Annotated in this window: 17 protein-coding genes; 13 read left to right on the top strand and 4 right to left on the bottom strand. The window is 63.0% G+C overall.

The window, feature by feature from the left end; all coding sequences use genetic code 11:
• Positions 1-25: 25 nt before the first annotated feature.
• The 3 genes from AADW23_RS15085 to AADW23_RS15075 form a co-directional block, all read right to left on the bottom strand.
• Positions 26-973, bottom strand: a complete 948-nt coding sequence (locus AADW23_RS15085; protein WP_341861763.1) for an ROK family protein — start codon at positions 971-973, stop codon at positions 26-28.
• Between the two features lie 84 nt (positions 974-1,057).
• The gene (locus tag AADW23_RS15080; protein WP_341861762.1) at positions 1,058-2,359 is read right to left on the bottom strand and encodes a GH1 family beta-glucosidase; all 1,302 of its coding nucleotides are present in this window, start codon (positions 2,357-2,359) and stop codon (positions 1,058-1,060) included.
• A gap of 18 nt (positions 2,360-2,377) precedes the next feature.
• Complete coding sequence (locus AADW23_RS15075) at positions 2,378-3,412, bottom strand: substrate-binding domain-containing protein (RefSeq protein WP_341861761.1); 1,035 nt, start codon at positions 3,410-3,412, stop codon at positions 2,378-2,380.
• Positions 3,413-3,686: 274 nt separating this feature from the next.
• Between AADW23_RS15075 and AADW23_RS15070 the strand changes: the two genes are divergently transcribed.
• From AADW23_RS15070 to AADW23_RS15035, 8 genes are all read left to right on the top strand, one after another.
• Positions 3,687-5,036 carry an ABC transporter substrate-binding protein gene (locus AADW23_RS15070; RefSeq protein ID WP_341861760.1) on the top strand — a complete coding sequence of 450 codons (1,350 nt, stop codon included), beginning with the start codon at positions 3,687-3,689 and terminating at the stop codon, positions 5,034-5,036.
• A 135-nt stretch (positions 5,037-5,171) separates the two neighbouring features.
• Positions 5,172-6,149 carry a sugar ABC transporter permease gene (locus AADW23_RS15065; protein ID WP_341861759.1) on the top strand — a complete coding sequence of 326 codons (978 nt, stop codon included), beginning with the start codon at positions 5,172-5,174 and terminating at the stop codon, positions 6,147-6,149.
• Between the two features lie 27 nt (positions 6,150-6,176).
• Positions 6,177-7,397 carry a carbohydrate ABC transporter permease gene (locus tag AADW23_RS15060; RefSeq protein ID WP_341861758.1) on the top strand — a complete coding sequence of 407 codons (1,221 nt, stop codon included), beginning with the start codon at positions 6,177-6,179 and terminating at the stop codon, positions 7,395-7,397.
• Between the two features lie 25 nt (positions 7,398-7,422).
• Positions 7,423-9,084 carry an alpha-glucosidase gene (locus tag AADW23_RS15055; protein WP_341861757.1) on the top strand — a complete coding sequence of 554 codons (1,662 nt, stop codon included), beginning with the start codon at positions 7,423-7,425 and terminating at the stop codon, positions 9,082-9,084.
• 12 nt (positions 9,085-9,096) lie between these two features.
• On the top strand, positions 9,097-10,230 hold the full coding sequence (gene ugpC / locus AADW23_RS15050) for a sn-glycerol-3-phosphate ABC transporter ATP-binding protein UgpC (protein WP_341861756.1): 1,134 nt from the start codon (positions 9,097-9,099) through the stop codon (positions 10,228-10,230).
• A gap of 169 nt (positions 10,231-10,399) precedes the next feature.
• Positions 10,400-12,205 (top strand): phosphogluconate dehydratase, encoded by a 1,806-nt coding sequence (gene edd, locus AADW23_RS15045; protein WP_341861755.1) that lies wholly within the window; start codon positions 10,400-10,402, stop codon positions 12,203-12,205.
• A 105-nt stretch (positions 12,206-12,310) separates the two neighbouring features.
• A complete protein-coding gene (gene eda, locus AADW23_RS15040) occupies positions 12,311-12,952 on the top strand; it encodes a bifunctional 4-hydroxy-2-oxoglutarate aldolase/2-dehydro-3-deoxy-phosphogluconate aldolase (RefSeq protein WP_341861754.1) in 642 nt (213 codons plus the stop codon).
• Positions 12,953-13,180: 228 nt separating this feature from the next.
• Positions 13,181-13,786 (top strand): outer membrane beta-barrel protein, encoded by a 606-nt coding sequence (locus AADW23_RS15035; protein ID WP_341861753.1) that lies wholly within the window; start codon positions 13,181-13,183, stop codon positions 13,784-13,786.
• Positions 13,787-13,873: 87 nt separating this feature from the next.
• Here the strand turns inward: AADW23_RS15035 and AADW23_RS15030 are convergent, their stop codons facing one another.
• Entirely contained in the window at positions 13,874-15,052 is a 1,179-nt protein-coding gene (locus AADW23_RS15030; RefSeq protein WP_341861752.1) for an aminotransferase class I/II-fold pyridoxal phosphate-dependent enzyme, read from the bottom strand.
• A 302-nt stretch (positions 15,053-15,354) separates the two neighbouring features.
• On the opposite strand from AADW23_RS15030, the gene cysS reads away from it, so the two are divergent.
• The 5 genes from cysS to AADW23_RS15005 all read left to right on the top strand — a co-directional run bounded on the left by cysS (position 15,355) and on the right by AADW23_RS15005 (position 20,448).
• Complete coding sequence (gene cysS / locus AADW23_RS15025) at positions 15,355-16,695, top strand: cysteine--tRNA ligase (RefSeq protein ID WP_341861751.1); 1,341 nt, start codon at positions 15,355-15,357, stop codon at positions 16,693-16,695.
• A 172-nt stretch (positions 16,696-16,867) separates the two neighbouring features.
• Entirely contained in the window at positions 16,868-18,487 is a 1,620-nt protein-coding gene (gene cimA / locus AADW23_RS15020) for a citramalate synthase (protein ID WP_341861750.1), read from the top strand.
• Complete coding sequence (locus tag AADW23_RS15015) at positions 18,484-18,945, top strand: hypothetical protein (protein ID WP_341861749.1); 462 nt, start codon at positions 18,484-18,486, stop codon at positions 18,943-18,945. The genes cimA and AADW23_RS15015 overlap by 4 nt, the downstream gene beginning before the upstream one ends.
• A gap of 34 nt (positions 18,946-18,979) precedes the next feature.
• Positions 18,980-19,705 carry a methyltransferase domain-containing protein gene (locus AADW23_RS15010; RefSeq protein ID WP_341861748.1) on the top strand — a complete coding sequence of 242 codons (726 nt, stop codon included), beginning with the start codon at positions 18,980-18,982 and terminating at the stop codon, positions 19,703-19,705.
• Positions 19,702-20,448, top strand: a complete 747-nt coding sequence (locus tag AADW23_RS15005; RefSeq protein ID WP_341861747.1) for a squalene/phytoene synthase family protein — start codon at positions 19,702-19,704, stop codon at positions 20,446-20,448. Before AADW23_RS15010 ends, AADW23_RS15005 begins: the two co-directional genes overlap by 4 nt.
• Positions 20,449-20,458: the final 10 nt, after the last annotated feature.

Genomic DNA, 20,458 nt, shown 5'->3' with positions numbered 1-20,458 from the left:
GCGGAGCCGTCTGAGAGGGGGCGTTTCAGGCCCGCGACAGGTGGCTCGCGCAGCCCGTCAGGGCGGCATAATCGTCGCTGACAACCGACACGCCGAACTGTTCCATGAAGCCTGAGAATCGCCCCTTGGACCGGAATGCACCGACGAAATCGAATTGTTCTAGATAGGGCGCGAAGGCGCGGGTCACGCCGCCCACAAGGAACACGCCGCCAAAGGGCAGATGCGACAGCACAAGGTTGCCCGCTACGTCGCCCAAGACCTTCACAAACAACGCGCCGGTATCGCAGGCCAAGGCCTCACCTTCGCCAATGCGGGCCAAAATGTCTGCTGGATCAATGGTTTCGCCGTGCAATGCCGTGTGAAGGTGGCTCACGCCTCGGCCTGACAGAACCTCTTCCACCGAGGGGTAGCCGCCGGAGTCTTTCAGGTTCTCGAGAAGCGGATGCAGCTCGGCAATAGATGTGGGCAGGCTCACATGCCCCGCCTCCGACGGCGGCACAAAGCGGCCCGCGGTGGTGTCAAACACGGGGCAAGCGTTAAAGCCCGTGCCGAGGCCGATCACCAATTTCGCAGCCGTGTCAGGCACTTGCGGTTGCGGGAGCACCTCATCCAGATCGCCCGCCGCGATGTTGCCGATGGCGTGGCCCTGAGCTTGCAAGTCGTTCAGAACCGCCACACGCTCGGCGCTCAACACCTCGGCCAGCACCGCCTTGTCGATGCGCCAATCCAGGTTGGTCAGCGTGCCCACCCCATCATGCACAGGCCCCGCCATCGCGACGCAAACCCCTGAAATCCCTGACGCATCCTGGCCGCTATCGGTCAGATACCGCGCAATGACAGAGCCGATCCCGTCAAATTCAGCGTTACGATAGCGGCGCACGGTATCGACGCGCACCGTGGCGGCGTTGGCCAAAGCGACGCGGGTGTTGGTGCCGCCGATGTCAGCCACCAGCGAAAGGGTTGCGGGAACCATAATTCTTTTCCTTAACACGCGGTTAGCGCGGTTACTGTGCCAGCCAAGGGCGGCACGCGCCACCCGTAAGCTGGCCATGTCCCGTTAGCGCCACCAGTTTGCCAAAGCGTGATAGGACGCTTTTGGCGTCCGTGCCAAGGTCTCAAAATCAACATGCACAAGGCCAAAGCGCTTTTCGTAGCCCAGTGCCCATTCGAAATTGTCCATCAATGACCACACAAAATAGCCCGCCACCGGCGCCCCTTCGGCGATGGCGGCGCGGGTGGCGTTGAAGTGATCGGTCAAGAACGCGATCCGGTCCGGGTCTGGATCAGTGGTCGAGGCCATGCCGTTTTCCGTCACGTAGATCGGTAAATCGCCAGTGTATTCGCGGGCCGTGCGGGTCAGGAAATCTTGCAGACCTTGGGGATAGATCTCCCACCCCATGTCGGTCAGCGGGCCTTCAGCGGGCTCGTAGGCATAGGCGGGCCAGGGGTCATTCGTGGCCGAGACGCGCTTGCGGGTGTAATAGTTGACGCCGACCCAATCGAGGGGGGATTGAATGGTGGCGAAGTCGTCTTGCCAGCCTTGGGGCAGATGCGGCTCCAGCCCCTCCAGAGCGTCGGCGGGATACTCGCCCTGGAACAGTCCGCCCATGAAAAAGCGGTTGTAAATCGCATCATAACGGCGCGCGGCGGCGACGTCGGCGGGGCTGTCGGTGGCGGGGGCGGACCATTCGAAGTTGCACACGGCCCCAAGGTTCGACACGCCCAGACCCTTCATTACCTGTGTCGCGCGGCCATGGCTCAGCAGGACATGATGCATCGCGCGGGCGGTGGCGCGGATATCACGCAGACCGGGGGCGTGGTGGCCCTCAAAATGCGATAGCCAACCGACGCACCAAGGCTCGTTGATCGGGGCGGCGGACCACGTGCGGTCGCCGATGCGCCCCATGATGACCTCGGTGTAATCGGCGAACCAATTGGGCATATCGGCGTTGCGCCACCCCCCCAGATCCGCCAGCGCCTGGGGCATTTCCCAATGGTAAAGCGTCACGGCGGGGTCAATGCCCCGCTCCAGCAGGCCGTCCACAAGTCGGTCGTAAAAGTCCAACCCCTCGGCATTCGGCCGGCCCCGCCCTTCAGGCATGACACGGGCCCAAGAGGTGGAGAACCGATACACATCCGCCCCAAGATCGCGAATAAGATCAAGGTCTTCGTCCATGCGGTGGTAGTGGTCACAGGCCAGGGCGCCGTTCTCGAACCGGACGACGTTACCCGGCGTGGCGGCGAAACTGTCCCAATGGGTCGGACCCGCCCCGCCATGGGCGTGCCCCTCGATCTGATAGGCAGAGGTGGCGACCCCGAAGCGAAAGCCCTCGGGGAAATCGGCGCGTGTGAAGTTCATGGCAATTCCTTAACGGCGTTAACTTGGGGCAGGTCCGGTAGAGCGCCCAAGGGTCAGGTCGGTTTCCCAAAGCTCCTGAACAGGCGGCTGGTTGGGATTATCAATGAGGGAGAGCAAGATCTCCGCGCAGCGCTGCCCGGCGTCGCGGATCGAGGACCGCGTGGCGGTAAACGCGGGACCTTTGGGGGCGTTAATGCCATCGTTATCCATATAGCTCAGCACATCATCGTGGCAGATGATGGAGACATCGCGCCCGGTCCGCAGCCCCCGTTCTCCGGCGGCGCGGCGGACGCCGACAGCGGGGATCATGGAGGACACGATAAAGGCCGTAGGCGCATCATCGCGGTCCAATAGCGCGCTTGCAGTGCGGTAGCCGTATTGCTCGGTCATGGCGTCATTATGCATGAAATCAGGGTTCACGGGCACGCCGCGCTCGGCCATGGCTTCCTCAAAACCCCGGCGACGGCGCAACGCGAAATCAAGGGTTTCCTGGCCATTCAGAAGGCAAATCCGCCGATGCCCAAGGTCCAGCAACAATTCTGTCGCCCGCCGGAAGGCGCGTGCGTTCGCCACATCCAGCCAGCTATAGCTGTCGGCCACGGCCGTGCGCCCGTGAACCACGAAAGGCAATTCAAGTTCCTGCAACAGGGCGATGCGCGGATCATGCAGGGTAGGGGCCTGCACCATCACGCCATCCACCGACGCGTTGGCCGCCATCTGGCGATAGGCGGTCTCGACCCCATCGACGGGCACCATGGAGAGCAGAAGATCGTACCCTTCGCGGGCATAGACCTCGCCCACGCCGGTGATGAAGTCGGCGAAAATCGGGTTCACCAGTTCCTCTCGCCCGGACAGGGGCAGCACATGGCCGATCGCCATGGATCGCCCCGTTGCCAATTTCCGCGCGCGCGAGTTGGGCGTATAATTCGCCGCCTTTGCAGCAGCTTGCACGCGCTGGCGCGTCGCTTCCCGAACCTCGGGGTAGCCGTTCAAAGCCCGGCTGACAGTTGTTTGACTTAGCCCGAGTTGCTCGGACAGTTCTTTGAGGTTCATTGCAACGGAATTTTTCAAAGCGCTTTGATTACGGAGGGAGGCTATGAAAGGTTGCCCGGTCTGTCAAAGGGTGAATTTAGGGAATTTCCGCGCAGTATGGATGCCTGAGGGCGTTTTATTGAGCAAAAAAGAGACTCGTTGACTCGCGAGGTGTATTGCGCGAGTTTGCAAGAAGTCCAAAGCGCTTTGGGAATTGCGCGATGGGGTCTGACAATGGACAGCCGACGCCTGGGCGATCAACCAAGCGCGCGGTAAACTGACTGGGAGGTCACCAATGAAGAAGTTTTATTTGGCCAGCGCCGCCGCGCTGGCGATTTCCGCGACAGGTGCGTTGGCCGATGGCCATGTCGAGCATATCTTCCCCGTGGGCGAGGGCGCCTTCAACTGGGATAGCTACACCGCCTATGCGGATGCGTTCGATCTGACGGGCCAAGAGCTGACGATCACCGGGCCTTGGACCGGCGCGGATGCGGAACTGGTTAACGCCGTTATTGATTACTTCGAAAGCGCGACCGGCGCGTCGGTGCAATATTCCGGCTCTGACAACTTCGAGCAGGACATCGTGATTGCGACACAAGCGGGCTCGGCGCCGAATATCGCTGTGTTTCCTCAGCCCGGCCTGATGACAGACCTTGCCGCGCGCGGTGCGCTGACGCCTCTGGCCCCCGAAACCGCCGATTGGATCCGCGCCAACTATGCGGCAGGCGATAGCTGGGTGTCCCTTGGCACCGCCGCCGGTGCTGACGGCGAAGAGGGCCTTTTCGGCTTCTTCTATAAGGTCGATCTGAAATCATTGGTCTGGTATTCGCCAGAAGCGTTTGAAGAGGCGGGCTACGACGTTCCAGAAACCATGGAAGAGCTGCTGGCGTTGAACGACCAGATCGTGGCCGACGGCGAAACCCCCTGGTGCATCGGTCTGGGGTCCGGTGGCGCAACGGGCTGGCCCGCAACCGATTGGGTCGAAGACCTGATGCTGCGTACGCAATCGCCAGACGTTTATGACGCCTGGGTGTCGAACGAGATGCCGTTCAACTCCCCAGAAGTGATTAACGCGATCGAGACCTTCGGAACGTTCGCCCGCAACGGCGACTATGTGAACGGGGGCGTCGAAGCCGTCGCGGCCACCGACTTCCGCGAAAGCCCCCTTGGCCTCTTCACCTTCCCGGCGGAATGCTACATGCACCGTCAGGCGTCGTTCATCCCGACGTTCTTCCCGGAAGATGCCGACAGCGATTTCTTCTACTTCCCGGCCTTTGAAAGCGAAGACCTCGGCTCCCCCGTTCTGGGCGCGGGCACGTTGTTCGGGATCACCCAAGACAGCGATGCAGCACAGGCGTTCATGGCGTTCTTGCAGACCGAGATCAGCCACGAAATCTGGATGGCGCAATCGGGCTTCCTGACACCGCACACCGGCGTCAACAGCGAGCTGTTCGCCTCGGACACGCTGCGTCAGATGAACGACATTCTTCTGGGTGCCACAACCTTCCGCTTTGACGCCTCTGACCTGATGCCGTCCGAGATTGGCCAAGGCATCTTCTGGTCCGGCATGGTTGACTATGTGGGCGGCGAAGACGCAGCATCCGTTGCGGGCCGCATTCAGGACCGTTGGGCAGAGATCCAGTAAGTATCTGACCTGATACACTTTTCCGGCCCCGCCATGCACAGCGGCGGGGCCGGGCTCCGGGCCAAGGCCCGGTCTACGGCAGGGGCGCGCTTTCGGGGGCGCCTGGCCGAACCAGGCACAGGGGGAGGCACGGGCATGCCGCCAATTCTACAAGGCATCATCACCATCATCATCGGCGTCGGTGGCTGCGTTGGCTACTTCTACGCCGCGAACCTGTTCCTCGACAAAGTGCTGTTTCCAGCCCGTGGGCCAAACGCCGGGCGCAACATCAACCGCGCCAATATCGTCCGCCCTTGGGTGTTCCTGTTCCCCGCCGTCTTCGCCTTGGGCCTTTACCTTGTCTATCCGGTGATCGGCTCTTTCATCCGGTCCATGTACGACCGCTCGGGCGATGAGTTCGTGGGGGCGGGCAACTATATCCGCTTATTTAACAACCCGGATTTCCGCCAAGCCTTCCTCAACAACATCCTTTGGGCCTTGGTCGTGCCTGCTGTCACCACCTTCATGGGGCTGCTGATCGCGCAACTCACAGACCGGCTGAAGTGGGGCAATATCGCCAAGTCGATCATCTTCATGCCGATGGCGATTTCCTTCGTGGGCGCGTCCTTGATCTGGAAATTCGTCTACGCCCAAGACCCCGATCTGGGCATCATCAACGCCATTCGCACCAGCTTCGGCGGCGAGGCTCTGGACCCTTTGCAAATCCCGTTCTGGAATAACTTCCTGCTGATGGTGATCCTGATCTGGATTCAAACCGGCTTTGCCATGGTGATCCTGTCCGCTGCCCTGCGCGGCGTGCCCGAAGAAACCATCGAGGCCGCGATCATCGACGGCGCCAACTCGTTCCAGGTGTTCTTCAAGATCAAGGTGCCGCAGATCATCGGCACCATCGTTGTGGTCTGGACCACGATCACCATCCTCGTGCTGAAGGTCTTCGACATCGTCTACACGATGACCGGGGGCAACTATGGCACCGAAATTCTGCCCTCCTTCATGATGGATTTCATGTTCCGCGACGACGGGCAGGCGACGGCGGTGGCCTTCGTCATCATGCTCGTCGTCCTGCCGGTGATGATCTGGAACATCGTGCAAGCCCGCAAGGAGATGCGCTAATGGCCCGTGACCTGAGGAGCGAAGTCAATGGATAACATCGCAGGACAGAAATCCGGCCTTTCCATTGTCACCAACGTGGCTGTGTTCATCATCGTGTTGCTGTGGCTGATCCCGACGGTGGGGCTGTTCGTGTCCTCGTTCCGGGACCGGGACCAGATCAGCGCCTCGGGCTGGTGGGAGGCGCCTTTCTCGGTGGAGCTCTCCTACCGAACCCGCGCCGACGATGCGCCGACCCGCGACGGTGATCTTTACGTCGTCCAAGGCAATATTTTCGAGACCGGCGAAGTGCGCGATCAGTTTACCTCGGGCGCGAACGCCATTGCCGCTTTCGGCCTTCGGGGCCGAGAGCCGGGGGCCTTTGCCGCCGGCCAAACCGCTGAGAACCGCGATGGCGGGACGGTCGTGGTCAATGCCGATGGCAGCTATGTCTACACCTCGCCCGAGCCGATTGATGACGCGGGCCCAAGGCTCTACTTCCTTGCCGAAACGCCCCCCGATTTCACCTTGGGCAACTACGCCGAGGTCCTGACCGGACTGGACGAGGAAGAACGCGCCCAAGAAATCGCCTCGGGCGCCACCTTTGGTGAGCTGTTGTTTGAAGAGACAGGTATTTTCCGAAATTTCATCAACACGTTGACCGTCACGATTCCGGCCACGATCATTCCGATCCTGATTGCAGCTTTCGCAGCCTACGCGCTGGCGTGGATGGATTTTCCGGGGCGTGGCTTCCTGATTGCCTGCGTCGTGGGCCTGCTTGTGGTGCCGCTGCAATTGGCGCTGGTGCCGCTGCTGAACCTGCATAACCAAATCGGGATCGGGCAATCTTTCCTGGGGATTTGGCTGGCCCACACGGGCTTTGGCTTGCCGCTCGCCGTCTATCTGCTCCGCAACTACATGGTCGGTCTGCCCCGCGATATCATCGAGTCCGCCAAGGTGGACGGCGCGACAGATTTCCAGATCTTCACCAAGATCATCCTGCCGCTCTCCTTCCCGGCGCTGGCCTCCTTCGCGATCTTCCAGTTCCTGTGGACGTGGAACGACCTTCTGGTCGCCAAGGTCTTCCTGCCCTCCACCGGAGACGCGCAGGTGATGACCGTTAAAATCGCCGATGACCTTCTGGGGTCTCGTGGCGGCGATTGGGGCATCCTTGCGACGGCGGCTTTTGTCTCCATCGCGATCCCGCTCGTCGTCTTCTTCTCCATGCAACGCTATCTCGTGCGCGGCCTTCTGGCCGGGTCCGTGAAGTAAATCCTCCAGCGCAGAGTTCTTGCCAATGTCCGCTATCCAAGCCTTGCACCCTGAACAAATCCTTGCCCCTGACGCCGATTGGTGGCGCGGCGCGGTGATCTATCAGATCTATCCGCGCAGCTATCAAGACAGCAATGGCGACGGGATCGGTGACCTTAACGGGATCACCCAACGCCTGTCGCACATCCAGTCCCTTGGGGTGGATGCGATCTGGATCAGCCCTTTCTTCACCTCTCCGATGAAGGATTTTGGCTATGACGTCAGTGACTACTGCGATGTGGACCCGATGTTCGGATCGTTGTCGGATTTCGATGTCCTGATCGAAACCGCCCACACCCTTGGCCTGAAAGTGATGATTGATCTGGTGCTGTCGCATACCTCGGACGCGCACCCGTGGTTCGCGCAAAGCCGGGCCAGCCGCGACAACGACCGCGCCAATTGGTACGTCTGGGCGGACCCCAATGACGATGGCACGCCGCCCAATAACTGGCTGTCGATCTTCGGCGGCTCGGCTTGGCAATGGGACGCCCGGCGCGAGCAATACTACCTGCACAACTTCCTTGTCTCGCAGCCTGATTTGAACTTCCACGAACCTGCGGTGCAGGATGCGCTGCTGGATGTGGTGCGCTTCTGGCTGGATCGGGGCGTGGACGGGTTCCGCCTTGATACGATTAACTTCTACGTGCACGACAAGCAGCTCCGCTCGAACCCGGCGCTGCCCAAGGATCAGCGCGACGATACAATCGCGCCAAGCGTGAACCCCTATAATCACCAGCTGCACCTCTACTCCAAGAACCAGCCCGAGAACCTTGAATTTCTACGGCGGTTCCGTGCGGTGTTGGATGAATACCCCGCCGCCACGGCCGTGGGGGAAGTGGGCGATGCGCAGTTCGGGCTAGAGATCATGGGCCAATACACCGCCGGCGATGACATGGTTCACATGTGCTACACCTTTGAATTCCTGTCGAAAGAACGCCCCACGGCCGCACGGTTTGTCGATGTTCTGGCGCAGATCGACAAGGCCGCCCCCGATGGGTGGGCCTGCCTTGCGTTCTCCAACCACGATGTGGTGCGCCACACGACACGGTGGGATTTGCCGCCTGCCGCGGCGCGTGCGTTAACGACGTTAATGATGTGCCTGCGCGGGTCATTGTGCCTGTATCAGGGCGAGGAATTGGGCCTGCACGAGGCCGACGTCCCGTTCGAGGCGCTGCAAGACCCCTACGGGATCGAGTTCTGGCCCGAGTTCAAGGGCCGCGACGGGTGCCGCACCCCGATGGTGTGGGAGGCCTCTAACCAGAACGGCGGCTTTACAAAGGGCCAGCCTTGGCTGCCCGTCAGCCATGAACACCTGTCCCAAAATGTCGCCGCGCAAGAGGAAGACCCCGGATCGCTCCTGCACCACTACCGCCGCGCCATTGGCTTCCGCCATGCCCACAAAGCCCTCAGCAAAGGCACCCACGCCGATGTAACGGCCCAGGGCGACGTGCTGCACTTCACTCGGACCCAGGGCGACGAGACCGTCTTTGTGGCCATCAACCTGTCGGGAGAGCCTGCCGTCATCGACGCGCCCGCAGGCAATTGGGTGCAGATCGGGCAAGAACTGGGATCGACCGGCCCCGCGCCGGACGGAAAACTACACCTCGGACCGTGGCAGCCCGCGCTTGCGCTGCGTGTCGCAAGATAGGGAGAAACGGCAATGGCCAGTCTAAAACTCACGGACGTGGAAAAGACCTACGGCGGCTCGGTTCAGGTGTTGCGCGATATCAATCTGGAGATCGAACAGGGCGAACTGATCGTGTTCGTCGGCCCCTCGGGCTGCGGCAAGTCCACCCTGCTGCGGATGATTGCGGGCTTGGAAAAGATCACCGGCGGAGAGCTGGAGATCGACAATCAGGTCGTCAACGACGTGCCCCCTTCCGAGCGCGGCATCGCAATGGTGTTCCAATCCTACGCTTTGTATCCCCACATGACGGTGCGCGATAACATGGCCTTCGCCCTGAAGATCGCGGGCGATGATGCGGCCACCATCGACGCCAAAGTGCAGGCCGCGGCGGAAAAGCTCCAGCTGGAAAACTTCCTCGATCGTCTGCCCAAGGCGCTGTCGGGCGGGCAACGCCAACGCGTCGCCATTGGCCGCTCCATCGTGCGCGACCCCAAGGTTTACCTCTTTGATGAGCCGCTCTCCAACCTCGACGCCAGCCTGCGCGTCGCCACCCGCATCCAGATCGCGCAACTCAAGGAAGAGATGCCCGACAGCACGATGATCTACGTCACCCACGATCAGGTCGAGGCGATGACCTTGGCCTCGCGCATCGTGGTGCTGGCCGGCGGCGGTGTGGCACAGGTGGGCGCGCCGCTGGACCTGTACGAACGCCCCAATTCCACCTTCGTGGCCCGGTTCATCGGCTCGCCCGCCATGAACCTTTTGCGCGGCAAGATCGTGGGTACCGGCGCCAAGACGACGCTGCAGATGCATGAGGGCGGCGGCATGATCATCTCCGATTACCCCTCCACCGACGCCGACACGGGCGCCGAGGTCGAGGTCGGAATTCGCCCCGAGGACATGATGGAAACCGATGCCTCCAATTTCGCCTTCCAGGCCAAGGTCGAAATCACCGAAGCATTGGGCGAAGTGACCCTGCTCTATTTTGAAAAAGCCGCCCCGGATCATGAGCCGGTCATCGGCAAACTTGCGGGCATCCACAAGGACTTGCGTGGCACCTCGGTCAAGCTGACCGCCGCGCCCGAGAAGGTCCATGTGTTCAAGGACGGCATCTCCTTGCTCTACCGTGATCAGCCGGTGTTCCTGCCCGGCGTGCAGCCCCATTAGACCCCACCGCGGCGCGGGAAAATCGCCCGTTTTCCCAGGGGCCATGACGCCCGCCGTGGCCCTTTTTTTCGGGGCCGCAGGGCAGGGGGCAGAACAGTGTTTTCGACCTCTGGACGTGTTAGCGCTAACATGATACCTCATGCGCAACTGACCTCACGGAGCAGCCCCCATGCCACTCGACAGCCGCATCGCCGCCATCACAGACCGCATCATTGAACGTTCCCGCCCTACGCGCGTCCCCTATCTGGAACGCATGGGCAAACTGGCCGAAGATGGCCCCCGCCGCGCCCATCTGACCTGCGGCAACCAGGCCCACGCCTATGCGGCAATGGAAGGCGACAAGGATGCTCTGGTCGCGGCACGTGCGCCCAACATCGGCATCGTCACCGCCTACAACGATATGCTGTCCGCGCATCAACCGTTCGAGACCTTTCCGCAGAAGATCAAGGACGCCGCCCGCGCCGCCGGTGCCACGGCCCAGGTCGCAGGCGGCGTGCCCGCCATGTGCGACGGCGTCACGCAAGGACAGGTCGGGATGGAACTATCGCTCTTCTCCCGCGACGTCATCGCCATGGCCGCAGGCGTGGCGCTCTCCCACAACACCTTTGACGCCGCGCTTTACCTCGGCGTCTGCGACAAGATCGTGCCGGGCCTCGTCATGGCCGCGGCCACCTTCGGCTATATGCCTGCGCTGTTCGTGCCCGCAGGCCCCATGGTCTCGGGCCTGCCCAACGATGAAAAAGCCCGCGTGCGTCAGCAGTTCGCCAACGGCGAAGTGGGCCGGGATAAACTGATGGAGGCCGAAATGGCCTCCTACCACGGGCCGGGCACCTGTACCTTCTACGGCACGGCGAACTCCAACCAGATGCTGATGGAATTCATGGGCCTGCACCTTCCGGGCGCCTCCTTCGTCAATCCCGGCACCCCCCTGCGCGATGCCCTGACCGCCGCCGCGACCGAACGCGCCGCCGCCATCACCGCGCTTGGCAACGCCTATACGCCGGTCTGCGATATCCTTGACGAAAAAGCCTTCGTAAACGGCCTCGTGGGCCTCATGGCCACGGGCGGCTCCACCAACCTGGTGATCCACCTCATCGCCATGGCGCGCGCCGCCGGGATCATCCTGGAATGCAGCGATTTCAACGACATATCGGAAGTCACCCCGCTGATGGCGCGGGTCTATCCCAACGGCTTGGCCGACGTGAACCACTTCCACGCCGCCGGTGGCCTTGGCTACATGATCGGCGAACTTCTGGACGCGGGCCTGATGCACGAGGATGTCAAAACCGCTGCCGGCGATGGCCTTTCGCTCTATACCCAGGAACCCGCCCTGAACGACGGCGCGTTCCACTATCGCCCCGGCACCAAGACCTCCCTCAACGACAAGATCCTGCGTCCCGCAGCCGATCCCTTCGCCCCCACGGGTGGTCTGGCCGAGCTGAAAGGCAACCTCGGCATCGGCGTGATGAAAGTCTCTGCCGTCGATCCTGAGCGCCATTGTATCGAGGCACCCGCCGCCATCTTCCACACCCAGGATGCGGTCAAAGAAGCCTTCAAGAACAACGAACTCAACCGCGATGTGGTCGTGGTCGTGCGCTTCCAGGGCCCCAAAGCCAACGGTATGCCGGAACTCCACTCCCTCACGCCGCTGCTCTCGATCCTTCAAGGGCGTGGCCACCGGGTGGCGCTGGTCACCGATGGCCGCATGTCCGGGGCATCGGGCAAAGTCCCCTCCGCCATCCACGTCGCCCCCGAGGCGCTGGACGGCGGCCTGATCGGCCGCCTGCAAAACGGCGACATGATCCGCGTCGATGCCACCAACGGCACCCTCGATGTCCTCACGGAAGGCGTGGACACCCGCCCCATCGCCACCCCCGACCTCTCCAGCAACACCCACGGCGTCGGACGCGAACTGTTCGAAATCTTCCGCCAAGCCGCAGGTCCCGCTACCAACGGTGCCGGTGTCGTCGTTTAACCCCACCCGAAACGGAAACGCTCCCCGGCTTCATCTTGGCCGGTACAACTCCCGCCGGAGGCTCCCGTCCTCGCCACCTGCGCCCCGGCCCGAAAGGAAGTCGCCATGACGCCCCAAGCACAATCCCTTGCTGCCCACCGTATTGCGGCCCTCGCGCCGATCATCCCGGTCCTCGTGGTAAACGACGCCGCCCATGCCAAACCCCTGGCTCAGGCGCTGGTTTCGGGCGGCCTCCCCGCCCTGGAGGTCACGCTGCGCACCCCTTGCGCGTTGGATGTCATCTCGGAAATGGCGACGGTCGAAGGCGGTGTCGTGGGGGCAGGGACATTGCTCACCCCCCGGGACGTCGAGAACGCCAAAGCCGCCGGGGCCACTTTTGGCGTCTCTCCCGGCGTCACGGCGCGGCTGATTGATGCCTGCATCGCCAATGAACTGCCCCTGCTTCCCGGTGCCGCCACCGCGTCCGAGGTGATGTTCCTGTTCGAGCAGGGCTTTGACATGCTGAAGTTTTTCCCCGCCGAGGCCAACGGCGGCGCGCCCGCGCTCAAAGCCATCGGCGCGCCGATCCCCCAGGTGTCTTTCTGCCCCACGGGCGGGGTCAGCATGGGCAACGCAAATGATTACCTCAGCCTGCCCAACGTGGTCTGCGCAGGCGGCTCCTGGGTGGCCCCCAAATCCGCCGTCGAAGCAGGCGATTGGGCCGAGGTCGAACGCCTCGCCCGCGAGGCCGCCGCCCTGCCTCGTTAACCTTCCCAGACGTCACTTCACAACGATGTGACGGGCCAGGACGCGGCGGCAATTTGCTGCCTACCAGATTGAAAACAAGCAGGTTTTGGCCGTCACCCCCGGCTCACCTGCTTGTGAGGTGTAATCGCGCCGCAAGACCTTAGCTCTGTGTCGGAACCCACGCCAACCCAAGGCGTTGGTCACCCGGAACCTATAAAATTCCTGACACGGACAATGAGGAAATCAGCTATGAAAAACGCTCTCTTATCAGGCACGATCGCATCCATTCTCGCCCCCGCCGCAGCTTTTGCCGGTGGCGTTGCCCCCACACCTGCGCCGGCGCCCGCCCCCATCGTGGCCCCGATCACGCCCGTTGGCACCGATTGGACCGGCGCATATGGCGGTATCCAGCTGGAATACGGTGACGTTGACGCCGATCCCAACGCAGGTGACGGCGCGCTTTACGGCGTGTTCGGCGGGTACCGTTACGACTTCGGCAACGTTGTTGTTGGCGGTGAGCTGGACCTGAACTTCGCCGACATCGATCTGGAAGGCACGACGGGCACCACCGTTGGTTCGCTCGACTCCGTGCACCGTTTGGGCGTCGAAGTTGGCTATGATGCCGGCCCTGCGCTGATCTACGGTACAGTGGGTGTCGCCCAGGCGTCTGCCGAAATCGCAGGCGTCGACTACGACGACACCGGCTACTTCTTCGGTGCCGGCATGGATTACATGGTCACCGATCAGATCACCCTTGGTGCAGAAGTCCTTCAGCACGAGTTTGAGGACTTCGACGGCACCGGCAATGATATTTCCGCCACGACCTTCGGCATCAACGCGGCCTTCCGCTTCTGATATCCGATACGCTACCGCGATGGCCCGTCCCCAACCAATGGGGGCGGGCCTTTTTCGTGGCGGATACTCCCTCCACCACCGCGGCGCCTACGCCGCCAGTTTCCGCGCCGCAAAGGCGAACAGACGATCCATCGCCTCGGCGAAAATCTCATCGGGCAGGGTCAAGGCGACCCGCACATGGCCCGCTGCGGCCTCGCCAAAGCTTTCGCCGGGCATCACGGCGACCATCTCTTCGTCCAGCAACGCCTCTCCGAAGGCTTTCCCGCTCAGGCCCGTGGCGCGGATGTCGAGCATCACATACATCGCCCCCGCAGGCGGAATGGCCTTGATCGCCTGCTGCCCCGCCAGCTTTTCCAGCAATATGGCCCGGCGGCGCACGAATGGCGCGGCCACGATCGCCTCGGCCTCGGGGCCTTGGGACAGTGCAAACTCGCCCGCGTCCTGAATGTAACCCGGCACCCCATAGGTGGTGTGGGTGGACAGGTTCGTCAGATGCTCAATCGCCTCCACAGGGCCCGCAACCCACCCGAGCCGGGACCCGGTCATCGCGTGGCACTTCGACAAAGACCCCACCGTCAGGGTGCGCTCGAACATGCCGGGCAAGCTGGCGATGGGGCGGTGTACCCCTTCCCACACCTGACTGTCATAGACCTCGTCGGCGATCACCCAAAGGTCATGGGCCTTGGCGACGCGGGCAATCCCGTCCAGCGTGGCGTCGGTGTAGACCGCGCCCGTGGGGTTGTTGGGGCTGTTCATCAGCAGGCTCTTGGCGCCTTCGGCGGCGGCCATCAAATCCGCCTCGCGCGGTTGAAACCCGTCTTCCGGGTAGGTCGGCACGGCGCGGGGGATGGCGCCGACACCGCGCAGGGTGCCGGGGTAGGTGGCATAATAGGGGTCGATCATCAGCGCCGTGTCGCCATGGTCGCACGCAAGGCTATGGGCGGCAAACAGCGCCGATTGCCCGCCCGGCGTGACCAGCACGTTTTCGGGGCCGTAGGGCAGATCCGCAAAGGATCGCAAGCGCTTGGCGATTGCTTCGCGCAGGCCCGTGGTGCCGGGGATCGCCGCGTATCCTGTATGTCCGCCCCGCGCCGAGGCATCCATGGCATCAAGGATTTCGGGCGCGGTGCCGATGTCGTGCTCTCCAATAGTCAACTCCAGAACCGGCTCTCCGGCGGTCTTCATGGCGCGGGCGCGGTAGAACAGGCCCCAGCCGTCGTCCCCTCCGCCGTTCAGTCCTTCAAGACGGTTTGAATATGCAGGCATGGGCAAAGCTCCGAAACGGGGTTGGTCGGGCGGACCGTCCAAGCCCGCGTTCCACCCGACGGTGCTTGGACAGGCGGGCACACGCAACCCCAATTGTGTCACCGCGTCCCGCAAATTCACGGGCAGCTTGTCGCGGCGAAGCCCGCCGTGCTACACCAAGGCCATGACGCACACATTGTCCTGTCCCGGTTGTCTCATTATCCGCTAACTTCTGCGGACCGGCTAAGTGTGGTTTTCTTAATTCTACCTATCTGATAGCCCGGTCTCGCGCTTTGTTCTCGCCTGCCCGAAAGCTTGATATTATGGTCGAAATCCGCCTGAAGAACTCCAAGTCTCGCCGCATCGAGGTGTTGCAACCGATCGAGCCGGGAAAGGTCTCGATGTATGTCTGCGGGCCCACGGTTTACGACCGCGCCCATATCGGCAACGCGCGCTCTGCCGTTGTGTTTGACCAGCTGTTTCGCCTGCTGCGCCATGTCTATGGCGAGGGGAACGTCACTTTCGTGCGCAACTTCACCGACGTGGACGACAAGATTAACGCCCGCGCCGCCGAAGAAGGGCGCAAGATCGCGGACCTCACCGCCGAGACCGCGCAATGGTACCTCGATGACACCCGCGCCCTTGGCGTGCTCGACCCCACCCATATGCCCCGTGCCACCGAGTATATCGAGCAGATGGTTGCCTTTATCGAGGATCTTATCGAAAAGGATTTCGCCTATGCCCGCGACGGCCACGCCCTGTTCCGGGTGCGCAGCTTTGACGACTACGGCAAGCTGTCGGGGCGCTCTGTCGATGACATGATCGCAGGCGCAAGGGTCGAGGTCGCGCCCTATAAAGAGGACCCGATGGACTTCGTCCTCTGGAAGCCGTCGGCAGATGACATCCCCGGCTGGGACAGCCCGTGGGGCAGGGGTCGCCCCGGCTGGCACATCGAATGCTCGGCCATGGCCCATTCGATCCTGGGAGAGACCTTCGACATCCACGGCGGCGGCGCGGACCTGCTGTTCCCGCACCACGAAAACGAGGTCGCACAATCCTGCGCGGCAGGCCACGGCTTTGCAAATATCTGGATGCACAACGAGATGTTGCAGGTCGAGGGCAAGAAGATGTCCAAGTCCTTGGGCAACTTCTTCACTGTGCGCGATTTGCTGGACAGCGGCGTGCCGGGCGAGGTGATCCGCTTCGTGATGCTGTCCACGCATTACGGCAAGCCGATGGACTGGACCGAGAAGAAGCGGGTTGAGGCGGAGAAGACGTTGCGGAAGTGGTACGCGGCGGCAGAGCCGGGCGACGCGGTGCCCGAGGCGGTTGTCGCGGCACTGGCCGACGACCTCAACACCCATCAGGCCTTGGCCGAGATGCACAAGCTTGACGGGGCCGAGCTTGGAGCGGCGTTGTCGGTGATGGGGCTTTGGGAAGGGCAGGTGCCGGAGTGGGCTGTGAGCGACGGGGCCGATTTGTCTGCGTTCGCGGCGCGTCTTGGGACGGCTCGCGAAGAGGCGATGCAAACGAAGGATTTTTCGACTGTGGATGCCCTCAAGTCCGCGCTCACCGATGCAGGCGTCGAGGTGCGTATGTCCAAGGCGGGAGTGGACCTTGTCCCGGGCCCCAACTTCGACCCAGCCAAACTGGAGAACCTCTGATGCATAACCCAACGCAGGTTCGCGCCCGGCCCGAGGGTGGGGGCGATTTCGCCCCCGCCCTGGGGGGCGGGTCGGGGGCGAACCGGATCGCGGGCGATCCGGTGGCTAAATCAAACAAAAACAATATCTTAAAGGTCTGCTCAAGCTTGAGCACCCCCACCGGAGGCCCCCAATGAGCAAAGACCGCCTCTACCTCTACGACACCACTCTCCGCGACGGCCAGCAGACCCAGGGCGTGCAATTCTCCACCCCCGAAAAGGTCCGCATAGCCGAGGCACTCGATGCCCTCGGCCTCGATTATATCGAGGGCGGCTGGCCCGGCGCGAACCCCACCGACAGCGCCTTTTTTGATGCCGCCCCCGCCACGCGGGCGAAGATGACCGCCTTCGGGATGACCAAGCGGGCAGGCCGCTCGGCCGAGAATGACGACGTGCTGGCTGCCGTCCTCAACGCAGGCACGAAAACCGTCTGCCTCGTCGGCAAGTCCCACGATTTCCACGTGACCGAGGCCCTCGGAATATCGCTCCCCGAGAACGTCGAAAACATCCGCGCCTCCATCGCTCATATCAACGCCCAAGGCCGCGAGGCCCTGTTTGATGCCGAGCACTTCTTCGATGGCTACAAGGCCAACCCCGACTACGCGCTGGAATGCATCCACGCGGCCCATCAGGCCGGTGCCCGTTGGGTCGTTCTCTGCGATACCAACGGCGGCACGCTGCCCGCCGAGATCTTCGCCATCGCCAAAGAAGTGATCGCCTCAGGCATCCCCGGCGACCATTTGGGCATCCACACCCACAACGACACGGAAACCGCCGTGGCAGGCAGCCTTGCGGCGGTGGAGGCGGGCGTGCGCCAGATCCAAGGCACGCTGAACGGTTTGGGAGAGCGTTGTGGCAACGCCAACCTCACCACCCTGATCGCGACGCTGCTGCTGAAAGAGCCCTATCGTTCCGCCTTCGATACCGGAATTGCAGAGGAAAAGCTGGCTGGTCTGACGCGTCTGTCACGGATGTTGGACGATATCCTGAACCGCGTGCCCCAGCGCCAGGCGCCCTATGTGGGGGCCTCGGCCTTTGCCCACAAGGCAGGGCTCCATGCCTCGGCCATCGTCAAAAATCCGACGACCTATGAGCATATCGAGCCGGAAACCGTGGGCAACGCGCGCATCATTCCGATGTCCAATCAGGCGGGCCAATCCAACCTGCGCAAACGGCTGGCGGACGCGGGTTTGCAGGTGGAAAAGGGCGATCCGGCGCTGGCGCGTATCCTCGATACGATCAAGGAGCGCGAAGATCAGGGCTATAGCTTCGATACCGCGCAGGCCTCATTCGAGCTGCTGGCACGGCGGGAACTTGGCCTTCTGCCCGAATTCTTTGAGGTGAAGCGCTACCGGGTCACCGTGGAGCGGCGCAAAAACAAGTATAACCGGATGATCAGCCTGTCCGAGGCAATGGTTGTCGTGAAGGTGGGCGGGGTGAAGACCCTGTCCGTCAGTGAGTCGATGGACGAAACCGGCAGCGACCGCGGCCCGGTAAACGCGCTCTCCAAGGCGCTGGCCAAAGACCTGGGCCCGTATCAGAACCTGATCGAAGACATCCGGCTGGTCGATTTCAAGGTGCGCATCACCCAGGGCGGGACCGAGGCTGTGACTCGCGTCATCATCGACAGCGAAGACAGCACCGGGCGGCGCTGGTCCACGGTGGGCGTTTCCCCCAACATCGTCGACGCCAGTTTCGAGGCGCTGTTGGACGCGGTGAATTGGAAGCTGATCCATGAAGGGGCGAAACCATGACGCAACTACCGATCTCTGCCGATGATGTGGCCGCCCTGACACCGGTGCGGCTGAGCAATCTGGAGCTATACGGCGATGGGTTTCGCACGGTGGAGGTCGTCAGCAACGACGACCGGGTCGCGGTGCTGACCGGCGACCCGGAAGGCGGAGACCTGACCACCCTGATCGAGCCGGGCCGTTTTGCGCAAACCTGGGCGCGGCTCGCGCCGCATCTGGTGGGGCTGTCGGCTGTGACCGGAGAGCCCGGCACCGGAGAAGATAGCCTGCGCCACGAGATTGCCGCGCATCTCCCCGATGGCACCGCCCTGCGTTGGGTGGGGCACGGGGAAGATAACGATGTTTTCCACGCCACGGCCGCCTTCGGCATGGACGACGAGCGCAGCTATTCCGACCTTGCGCTAGAGCAGGTCGAGAGTGACCATCCCATGTTCACAGCCCCCCTTGGGGACTGGCCTTGAACGGGCCGAGACGGGAAGAAGGATAACACCTGCGATGTGCGCATGGGATAAAGAGAGTTTCTACAAGATCCACGCCGACCTGCCCCGAGAGGGGCCGGGAGAAACCGCCGATGTTGCGTGGGCGGCAGAGGTGGCGGGGCTTCGGGCCGGAGCCCTGATTTGCGACGCGGGCTCTGGCCCCGGCGGCGATCTGGGCGCTTTGTTGCGGGCGGCGAAAGACGCCCACGTCACGGCAATCGACGCCCACGCGCCGTTTATTGAAGCGGCGCGAGAGCGCTGGGGCGCGGATAAGCGGGTTGAGTTGGTGGCGGGCGACTACACCGAAATCACCGGGCCGTTTGATTTCATCTGGTCGGCGGGGGCGGTCTATTTCCACGGGATCGCTGATTTGCTTCCCCAATGGGCGCCGGCCCTGGCACCGGGCGGGGCGATTGCGTTTTCGGAGCCCTGTTTGTTCACCGATGGCCCGCCCTCGGATGTGGTGAAAGCTCTGTGGGATGATTACCCGCGCCTGACCGATGCCAAGGGCATCGCGGCGCAGGTGACACTGGCGGGGTTTGAGACGATTGCCACAAGGAAGCTCTCGGATGTGGCGTGGGAAAGTTATTACCGCCCGATGGAGGCGCGGATTGCGGTGCTGCGGCGCACGGCAGACGCCCGCATGAACGGCGCGTTGGATGAGGCCGAGGCCGAGATCGCCGCGTGGCGGGCGAACCGTGCCGAGACTGGATATCTGCTGTCCGTTGCGAGGCCCTTGTGAGCATCCAAGCCTGTGCCGATCTGGTCGCCCGCGGCGATCCGGGCCGTTTCCGCGCCGCCATGGCCGCGCCTTTGGCCGCGCGCGAGGTGTTGTTGCCGCTATATGCGTTCAACATCGAAGTCAGCCGCGCCCCTTGGGTGACGGAGGAGCCGATGATTGCCGAGATGCGCCTGCAATGGTGGCGCGACGCATTGGAGGAAATCGCCGAAGGCCGGGCGCGGCGGCACGAGGTTGTGGACGCCCTTGGCTTTCTGGACGCAGAAGGGGCAACGGCGCTGGACCGGCTGATCGCGGCGCGGCGGTGGGATATTTACAAGGATCCGTTCGAGGATGAGGCGGCCTTTGCGCAGTATATCCAGCGGACCTCGGGCCATTTGATCGACACGGCCCTGCGGGCCTTGGGGGGGACGCCTTCGGCGGCAACGGAGGCCATCGGCTACGCCGCTGGTTTGGCACGATATCTGGTGGCGGTGCCCGCGCTTGAAGCGCGCGGGCGGGTGCCGCTCCTCGATGGCCGCGCGGCGGCCATCTCCTCGCTGGCGGAAGAGGCGCTGCGCGCGTGGCCGGGGCGCCATGGGGTGGCGATGCCGGCCCGCGCGGCCCTGTTTGAGGTGGCGGGGGCCAAGGCGATTCTGAAGCGTGCGGTGGCAGACCCGATGGCCGTGGCCGAGGGGCGGTTGGAGCCGCCCGCAGGCCGAGAGAAGCTGAGCCTGATGGCGGCGGCTTTCCTCGGGCGGATCTGAGCCGGAGGGG

The sequence above is a fragment of the Gymnodinialimonas sp. 57CJ19 genome (assembly GCF_038396845.1).
Taxonomy (GTDB): Bacteria; Pseudomonadota; Alphaproteobacteria; order Rhodobacterales; family Rhodobacteraceae; genus Gymnodinialimonas.
Note: the sequence above shows the minus strand (reverse complement) of the source record. Positions and strands in the feature narration are given on the sequence as shown.

What these genes read in the sequence shown, in the direction of transcription:
- AADW23_RS15085 (WP_341861763.1), bottom strand. Translation starts at nt 973, where the DNA reads ATGGTTCCCGCAACCCTTTCGCTGGTGGCTGACATCGGCGGCACCAAC.
- AADW23_RS15080 (WP_341861762.1), bottom strand. Translation starts at nt 2,359, where the DNA reads ATGAACTTCACACGCGCCGATTTCCCCGAGGGCTTTCGCTTCGGGGTC.
- AADW23_RS15075 (WP_341861761.1), bottom strand. Translation starts at nt 3,412, where the DNA reads ATGAACCTCAAAGAACTGTCCGAGCAACTCGGGCTAAGTCAAACAACT.
- AADW23_RS15070 (WP_341861760.1), top strand. Translation starts at nt 3,687, where the DNA reads ATGAAGAAGTTTTATTTGGCCAGCGCCGCCGCGCTGGCGATTTCCGCG.
- AADW23_RS15065 (WP_341861759.1), top strand. Translation starts at nt 5,172, where the DNA reads ATGCCGCCAATTCTACAAGGCATCATCACCATCATCATCGGCGTCGGT.
- AADW23_RS15060 (WP_341861758.1), top strand. Translation starts at nt 6,177, where the DNA reads ATGGATAACATCGCAGGACAGAAATCCGGCCTTTCCATTGTCACCAAC.
- AADW23_RS15055 (WP_341861757.1), top strand. Translation starts at nt 7,423, where the DNA reads ATGTCCGCTATCCAAGCCTTGCACCCTGAACAAATCCTTGCCCCTGAC.
- ugpC (WP_341861756.1), top strand. Translation starts at nt 9,097, where the DNA reads ATGGCCAGTCTAAAACTCACGGACGTGGAAAAGACCTACGGCGGCTCG.
- edd (WP_341861755.1), top strand. Translation starts at nt 10,400, where the DNA reads ATGCCACTCGACAGCCGCATCGCCGCCATCACAGACCGCATCATTGAA.
- eda (WP_341861754.1), top strand. Translation starts at nt 12,311, where the DNA reads ATGACGCCCCAAGCACAATCCCTTGCTGCCCACCGTATTGCGGCCCTC.
- AADW23_RS15035 (WP_341861753.1), top strand. Translation starts at nt 13,181, where the DNA reads ATGAAAAACGCTCTCTTATCAGGCACGATCGCATCCATTCTCGCCCCC.
- AADW23_RS15030 (WP_341861752.1), bottom strand. Translation starts at nt 15,052, where the DNA reads ATGCCTGCATATTCAAACCGTCTTGAAGGACTGAACGGCGGAGGGGAC.
- cysS (WP_341861751.1), top strand. Translation starts at nt 15,355, where the DNA reads ATGGTCGAAATCCGCCTGAAGAACTCCAAGTCTCGCCGCATCGAGGTG.
- cimA (WP_341861750.1), top strand. Translation starts at nt 16,868, where the DNA reads ATGAGCAAAGACCGCCTCTACCTCTACGACACCACTCTCCGCGACGGC.
- AADW23_RS15015 (WP_341861749.1), top strand. Translation starts at nt 18,484, where the DNA reads ATGACGCAACTACCGATCTCTGCCGATGATGTGGCCGCCCTGACACCG.
- AADW23_RS15010 (WP_341861748.1), top strand. Translation starts at nt 18,980, where the DNA reads ATGTGCGCATGGGATAAAGAGAGTTTCTACAAGATCCACGCCGACCTG.